Annotated in this window: 7 protein-coding genes and 1 pseudogene; 5 read left to right on the top strand and 3 right to left on the bottom strand. The window is 72.7% G+C overall.

Features of this window, described 5'->3' with window-relative positions; genetic code table 11:
• Positions 1–612: type VII secretion system-associated protein (locus tag AC51EU_RS24995; protein ID WP_496269323.1), on the bottom strand; the 612-nt coding region annotated here is incomplete at its 3' end.
• Positions 613–861: 249 nt separating this feature from the next.
• Here AC51EU_RS24995 and AC51EU_RS24990 point away from each other — a divergent pair.
• The gene (locus AC51EU_RS24990; RefSeq protein ID WP_496269322.1) at positions 862–1,488 is read left to right on the top strand and encodes a YigZ family protein; all 627 of its coding nucleotides are present in this window, start codon (positions 862–864) and stop codon (positions 1,486–1,488) included.
• 49 nt (positions 1,489–1,537) lie between these two features.
• Here AC51EU_RS24990 and AC51EU_RS24985 read toward each other — a convergent pair whose 3' ends face one another.
• Both AC51EU_RS24985 and ctaD read right to left on the bottom strand, forming a co-directional pair.
• Positions 1,538–1,873, bottom strand: a complete 336-nt coding sequence (locus AC51EU_RS24985; RefSeq protein WP_496269321.1) for a hypothetical protein — start codon at positions 1,871–1,873, stop codon at positions 1,538–1,540.
• A 68-nt stretch (positions 1,874–1,941) separates the two neighbouring features.
• Positions 1,942–3,537 (bottom strand): annotated as a pseudogene (gene ctaD, locus AC51EU_RS24980) (aa3-type cytochrome oxidase subunit I); the annotation flags it as partial.
• A gap of 408 nt (positions 3,538–3,945) precedes the next feature.
• Here ctaD and AC51EU_RS24975 point away from each other — a divergent pair.
• The 4 genes from AC51EU_RS24975 to AC51EU_RS24960 form a co-directional block, all read left to right on the top strand.
• Positions 3,946–4,560, top strand: a complete 615-nt coding sequence (locus tag AC51EU_RS24975; RefSeq protein WP_496269320.1) for a helix-turn-helix domain-containing protein — start codon at positions 3,946–3,948, stop codon at positions 4,558–4,560.
• Positions 4,561–4,610: 50 nt separating this feature from the next.
• Positions 4,611–4,817 (top strand): hypothetical protein, encoded by a 207-nt coding sequence (locus tag AC51EU_RS24970; RefSeq protein ID WP_496269319.1) that lies wholly within the window; start codon positions 4,611–4,613, stop codon positions 4,815–4,817.
• A 144-nt stretch (positions 4,818–4,961) separates the two neighbouring features.
• On the top strand, positions 4,962–6,128 hold the full coding sequence (locus AC51EU_RS24965) for an exonuclease SbcCD subunit D (RefSeq protein ID WP_496269318.1): 1,167 nt from the start codon (positions 4,962–4,964) through the stop codon (positions 6,126–6,128).
• Positions 6,125–6,812, top strand: a 688-nt coding sequence (locus AC51EU_RS24960; RefSeq protein WP_496269317.1) for an AAA family ATPase, incomplete at its 3' end; no start/stop codon positions are given. The genes AC51EU_RS24965 and AC51EU_RS24960, both read left to right, overlap by 4 nt.

Below are 6,812 nucleotides of genomic sequence, written 5' to 3'. Positions count from 1 at the left end.
CGGCATCCCGTCCGACGCCTCGGCGAGCGCGGCCCGCAGCCCCTCGGTCTCGACCAGCATGCTCACGGGCCCCGTCGGGTTGAGGTACAGGGCGTGCCCCGGGGGCAGCTGCTCCACCAGCGCCGCCACCGGGCGCCGGTCGTACAGCAGCCGGCCCACGGACTCCAGGTAGCGGTCCGCGGTGTAGACGGGCACCACCGGGGTGCCCTCGGGGGAAGCGGCGGGCAGTGGGGTGCCGGTCGCGCCGACCAGGACGGACACCTCGGCGCGCGCCAGGGCGGCGCACACCCCGGCCACCGGCCCGTACCCGGTCGCGGCGAGCTGGACCGCGTGGTCGACGGGGTCGGCCGGCTCCGGCCAGTCGAGCATCTGGGGCGAGGGGCGGTACTCCGGGTTCTCCTGCCACTCCTCGATCTCACCCGTGGGACCGGAGCGCCACTGCCCGATCAGCGCCCACCGCGGTGGCGGGCCCTCACCGGTCCAGGTGAGGTCGACCATGGCCAGCCAGTGGTCGGGCGCGTTGCGGGCCGCCTCGATCACCTCGGGCGGCGGCTCGGGCACGCGTGCGCCCGCCGCGGTGCCGTCCGCCGACGACTGTGTGCTGTTGTCCATGAAGCCCTCCGCCGGCCCGCCGTAGGTTCCTGGGTGCGGGGCCGGGCCCCGCCGCACGAGGCCCCTGCCCCCGGTCACAGTGCCCACGGGCGGCCCCCGCGGCCGCCCGACGCACCGGTGGGGCACCGGGGAATCCGCCACCTGGCCGTGCGCCGCTGCCCGTACGGCTGACGCCCGCCGCGCGGCGCGGTGCGCGGCGGCCCCGGTGGCCGGTTCCCGCTCGCGCGGGCGGCGGCATAGGGTGGGGCGATGCAGGAGCAGTACCGTACGCTCGCCCGCGCGGGTGAGCACGAGATCGAGATCAACAGGTCCCGGTTCCTCTGCGCCCTCGCGCCGGTGGCGGACGAGGCCGAGGCCCAGGACTTCATCGCGGCGGTCCGCAAGGAGCACCCCACCGCCCGCCACCACTGCTTCGCGTACGTCCTCGGGGCCGACGGCGCCGTCCAGAAGGCGAGCGACGACGGCGAACCGGGCGGCACCGCCGGGGTGCCGATGCTCCAGATGCTCCTGCGGCGCGAGATGCGCTATGTCGTCGCCGTCGTCACCCGCTACTTCGGCGGGATCAAGCTCGGCGCCGGCGGTCTGATCCGCGCCTACGGCGGTGTCGTCGGCGAGGCGCTGGACGCGCTGGGCACGGTCACCCGGCGCCGCTACCGGCTCGCCACCGTCACCGTCGACCACCAGCGCGCCGGCAAGCTGGAGAACGACCTGCGGGCCACCGGCCGCGCCGTCCGCGACGTCTCCTACGGGGCCGCGGTACGGATCGAGATCGGTCTGCCGGAGGCCGACGTCGACGCCTTCCGCGCCTGGCTGGCCGACGCCACCGCCGGGAGCGCCGTCCTGGAGCTCGGCGGCGAGGCGTACGGCGACGCGTGACGCCGGGGCGCCCGCCCGCGGTGTGCGGACGGGCGCCCCGGCGCCGGTGTCACCGCTGGAGCAGGGCCGCGACCCCGGAGGCCGCGCCGGCCGTGGCCGCGGCGGCGCTCCAGGTCGCCAGGCGGAGCCTGCGGTAGCGGTCGCTGTACTCGCTCCGCAGCTCGGCGGCGCGTTCGACGACGCGTTCCAGGGTGCGGCGGGTGAGGCGGTCGCGTTCGGCCGTGTAGGCGCGGTGCACCTCCTCGCGCTGGTCCGCGCTGAGCGACGGCAGACCGGCCAGGAAGGTCTCCGCGTCGGCGAGCGCCCGGCCCTTCTCGGCCTGGAGGAGCAGATAGCCCTCCAGGTGCTCGATTCCGGAGACCGCTTCTTCGTGCAGGGAGTGCATGGTGAGGTGCCCCTCCTCGTGGAAGGCAGGACCTGTGGGGGTGCGGACGGGGGACGGCCTTGGCGGTGTCAGGCCCGCTCGGCGAATTCCGGGTGGTGCAGGTCGAACGCCGGGGATTCGCTGCGGATGCGCGGCAGGCTGGTGAAGTTGTGCCGGGGCGGCGGGCAGGACGTCGCCCACTCCAGGGAACGGCCGTAGCCCCACGGGTCGTCGACGCCGACCTTGCGGCCGTACTTGGCGGTCTTCCAGATGTTGTAGAGGAACGGCAGCATCGACAGGCCGAGCAGGAACGAGCTGATCGTGGAAATGGTGTTCAGCGCGGTGAACCCGTCGGCGTCGAGATAGTCGGCGTAGCGGCGCGCCATTCCCTGGGCGCCCAGCCAGTGCTGCACCAGGAACGTGCCGTGGAATCCGACGAACAGCGTCCAGAAGGTGATCTTGCCGAGGCGTTCGTCGAGGATCTTCCCGGTCCACTTGGGCCACCAGAAATGGAATCCGGCGAACATCGCGAACACCACCGTGCCGAACACGACGTAGTGGAAGTGCGCGACCACGAAATATGTGTCGTGGACGTGCGAGTCCAGCGGGGGAGAGGCCAGCAGGACGCCCGTCAGCCCGCCGAAGACGAAGGTGACCAGGAATCCGATGACCCACAGCATCGGCGTCTCGAACGACAGTGAGCCCTTCCACATCGTGCCGATCCAGTTGAAGAACTTGACGCCGGTCGGCACGGCGATGAGGAAGGACATGAGGGAGAAGAAAGGCAGGAGAACGGCACCGGTGACGAACATGTGGTGCGCCCAGACCGTCAGGGAGAGACCGGAGATGGTGATGGTCGCCGCGATCAGGCCGATGTAGCCGAACATCGGCTTGCGGGAGAAGACCGGGACGATTTCCGAGACGACGCCGAAGAACGGCAGCGCGATGATGTACACCTCGGGATGCCCGAAGAACCAGAAGAGGTGCTGCCAGAGAATGGGCCCGCCGTTCGCCGCGTCGAAGATGTGCCCCCCGAATTTACGGTCGAACTCCAGGGCGAGGAAGGCGGCCGCCAGTGGCGGGAAGGCGAGCAGCACCAGGACACCGGTCATCAGCACGGTCCAGGTGAAGATCGACATGCGGAACATGGTCAGACCCGGCGCCCGCATGCAGACGATCGTCGTGATCAGGTTGACCGCGCCGAGAATGGTGCCGAACCCGGAAAGCGCCAGACCCATCAGCCACATGTCGGCCCCGATACCGGGCGAATACGCGCTGCCGGACATCGGCGTATAGGCCGTCCAGCCGAAGTCCGGCGCGCCCTGCGGGGTGAGCAGGCTGCCCACGGCGATGAGCGAACCGAGAAGATACAGCCAGTACGCCAGCGCGTTCAGCCGCGGGAACGCCACGTCGGGCGCGCCTATCTGCAACGGGATGAGCCAGTTGGCGAAACCGGAGAACACCGGGGTGGCGAAGACCAGCAGCATGATGGTGCCGTGCATGGTGAACGCCTGGTTGTACTGCTCCTGCGACATGATCTGCATACCGGGGCGTGCCAGTTCCGCCCGCAGCAGCAGGGCCATGACACCACCCACGAGGAAGAACACGAACGATGTCACGAGATACAGCGTCCCGATCATCTTGTGGTCGGTGGTGGTCAGCCACTTCACCAGGGTCTTCGGGGGAGTCTCGTGCGAGGCGCCCGCCTTTTCCAGGCGGAGGGTCGTCATGGTGTGCTCTCCTTGAATTCCGGTCGATCCGGGGGCCCGGATGCCTGACGTGAGGAATCCGGACGGCACACGGCCGCACCGGACGGGGCATTTCCCGCCCGGCGAAGGGTCGGCCGGGAGCCGGGCCCATTCCTTCGGCAGAACGTGATGTGCGGCCGGTTGCCCGGACTCTCGGGACGGGTATAGCGACGCCCGAATTCCCAGGGCAAACGGATTGCCTGCGGGGCATGCCGTTTCCCCGCGCTCTTGCCTGCCCGGCACGAAAATTGCCCGCCGTCCGGCAGCGGTGTGCAATGGCGTGATCCGTCGGCGCGCACCGGCCCCGCCCGGCCGTCGTCCACCCCGTCAGAGCGGACCCGCACCATGACTCCTCCCCAGGACGCCCCGGACCGGTCCGGGCTGCACGCCGTCGCGCCCCGACTGCGCCTGCTGCGGCGCCAGCGGGCGTTGAGCCTGGAGTCCGCGGCCCGCGCCGCCGGGCTCTCGCCCGCCCACCTCTCCCGCCTGGAGACCGGCCGGCGCCACCCGTCGCTGGAGATGCTGATCGCCCTGGCCCGCAGCTACGGCACCACCGTCTCGGAACTGCTCGGGGAACTCCCCGCCGACCGCCGGGCGGTGGTCCGCGCCGACGGCCTGGAGGCGAACTGGGCCGACGGCTGCGCGTACTGGCCCGCCGGAGCCCCCGGCCGCGGCACCCGGGCGATGCGCGTCCACGTCGCCTACCGCCCCAGCCCCGGCGCCTCCCGCACCCACCCCGGCGAGGAATGGCTGTACGTGCTCACCGGCGAACTGCGGCTGCGCCTCGGTGACGCCCGCCACACCCTGGCCCCCGGCGACAGCGCCCACTTCGACTCACGGACCCCGCACCGGCTCGCCGCCGCGGACCCCGATGGCACGGAACTCCTCTACCTGCACACCCTCCTGCGGTCCGGCCCCGACACCTCCTGCCTCGGCCGGGCCCCCGTCCCGCACCCCTGACGTCCGCCGAAGCGTCCTTGACGTGCGCCCGGCCCGTTTATGCTGACGAGGTGTCGAACAGCGAGGTCGAGCGACTGGCGAGAATCCGGATGGAAGTCACCGGAGAGACCCTGGAACGTGCCATGGAGGTCCTGCGCGGCCACACCGCCCCCCGCGACGACGCACCGGACCCCCACCGCGACACCCCGGACGACGACACCCCGCCCTCCAACGTCACCCCCCTCCGCCGCGCCCGCGCCCCCCGCGAGGACGGATGACCCACGGCCACGGCGCGGCGACGCCCCGGGCCCGATGACGGCCACATCCCCGGCCGGCGCTACCGTGGTCGCTGCCGCAAGGGCCCGTACCGGGGCCGCGCAGGGCCACGAAGGAGAGCGGAACATGCAGGTCGGAGCGGTGTCGTGAAATTTCTGCACACCTCCGACTGGCATCTGGGACGCTCCTTCCACCGCGTCGGCCTGCTCGACGCGCAGCGCGCCTTCCTCGATCACCTCGTCGCCACCGTCCGCGACCGCGACGTCGACGCCGTCCTCGTCGCCGGGGACGTCTACGACCGCGCGGTGCCCTCACTGGCCGCCGTCGAACTCTTCGACACGGCCCTGCACCGCCTCGCCGCCCTCGGCGTCCCCGTCGTGATGATCTCCGGGAACCACGACTCCGCCCGCCGCCTCGGCGTAGGCTCCGGCCTCTTGGAGCGCGCCGGCGTCCATCTGCGCACCGACCCCGCGCACTGCGCCACCCCCGTACTCCTCGACGACGACCACGGCCCCGTCGCCCTCTACGGCCTGCCCTACCTCGAACCCGCCCTCGTACGCGACACCCTCGGCGCTCCCCGGGCCGGACATGCCGAGGTACTGGGCGCCGCCATGGACAAGGTCCGCGCCGACCTCGCCGGACGGCCCCCCGGCACCCGCTCCGTCGTCCTCGCCCACGCCTTCGTCACCGGCGGCCGGACCAGCGACAGCGAACGCGACATCACCGTCGGCGGCGCCGCCTGTGTCCCCGCCTCCGTCTTCGACGGCGTGGACTATGTGGCCCTCGGCCACCTCCACGGATGCCAGACGATCGGCGACCGCGTCCGCTACTCCGGCTCCCCGCTCGCCTACTCCTTCTCCGAGGCCGGCCACCGCAAGTCCACCTGGCTCGTCGACCTCGACGCCGACGGCACCGTGCGCGCCGAACGCGTCGACTGCCCCGTACCCCGCCCCCTCGCCCGCATCCGGGGACGGCTGGAGGACCTCCTCGCCGACCCGGCGCTCGCCCGCCACGAGGACGCCTGGGTCGAGGCCACCCTCACCGACCCGGCCCGCCCGCACGAACCCATGGCCCGCCTCACCGCCCGCTTCCCGCACCTGCTCAGCCTCGTCCTCGACCCCGACGAGGGCCCCGCCCGCTCGCTCGCCTCGTACGCCCGGCGGCTGCGCGGCCGCAGCGACCAGGAGATCGCCGAGGACTTCGTGGAACACGTACGCGCCGGACGCGCCGCCGACGCACGGGAGCGGGCCGCACTGCGGTCGGCCCTCGACGAGGTACGGCTCGACGAGGCGGAACGCGAGGACGCGCGATGAGACTCCACCGGCTCTCCGTCACCGCCTTCGGTCCCTTCGCCCGGACGCAGACCGTCGACTTCGACCGGCTGGCCCGCGACGGCCTCTTCCTGCTGCACGGACCGACCGGCGCCGGCAAGACCTCCGTCCTCGACGCCGTCTGCTACGCCCTCTACGGCTCGGTCCCCGGCGCCCGCCCCGGCGGCCAGGCCCTGCGCAGCGACCTCGCCGACCCCGCCACCCCCACCGAGGTCGTCCTCGACCTCACCGTCGCCGGCCGGCGGCTGGAGATCACCCGGCTCCCCGAGCAGCCGCGCCCCAAGAAACGCGGCAGCGGCACCACCCGCGAGAAGGCCCAGAGCCGGCTGCGGGAGTACGTACCCGGGCTCGGCGGCGACGACGGCCACTGGAAGGCGCTCAGCCGCTCCCACCAGGAGATCGGCGAGGAGATCGGCCGGCTGCTCGGCATGAGCAAGGAGCAGTTCTGCCAGGTGGTGCTGCTGCCGCAGGGCGACTTCGCGCGCTTCCTGCGGGCCGACGCGGAGTCCCGCGCCCGGCTGCTGGGCCGCCTCTTCGACACCCGCCGCTTCGCCGCCCTGGAGGACCGGCTCGCCGCCCGCCGCAAGGCCGCCGCCGACCGCGTCACCGAGGGCGACGACCGGCTGCTGGCCCTCACCCACCGCATGACCCAGGCCGCCGGCGACT

The sequence above is a fragment of the Candidatus Streptomyces philanthi genome (assembly GCF_059553635.1).
The sequence above is the reverse complement of the archived record's forward strand: the minus strand, read 5'-3'. Positions and strand labels throughout refer to the sequence as shown.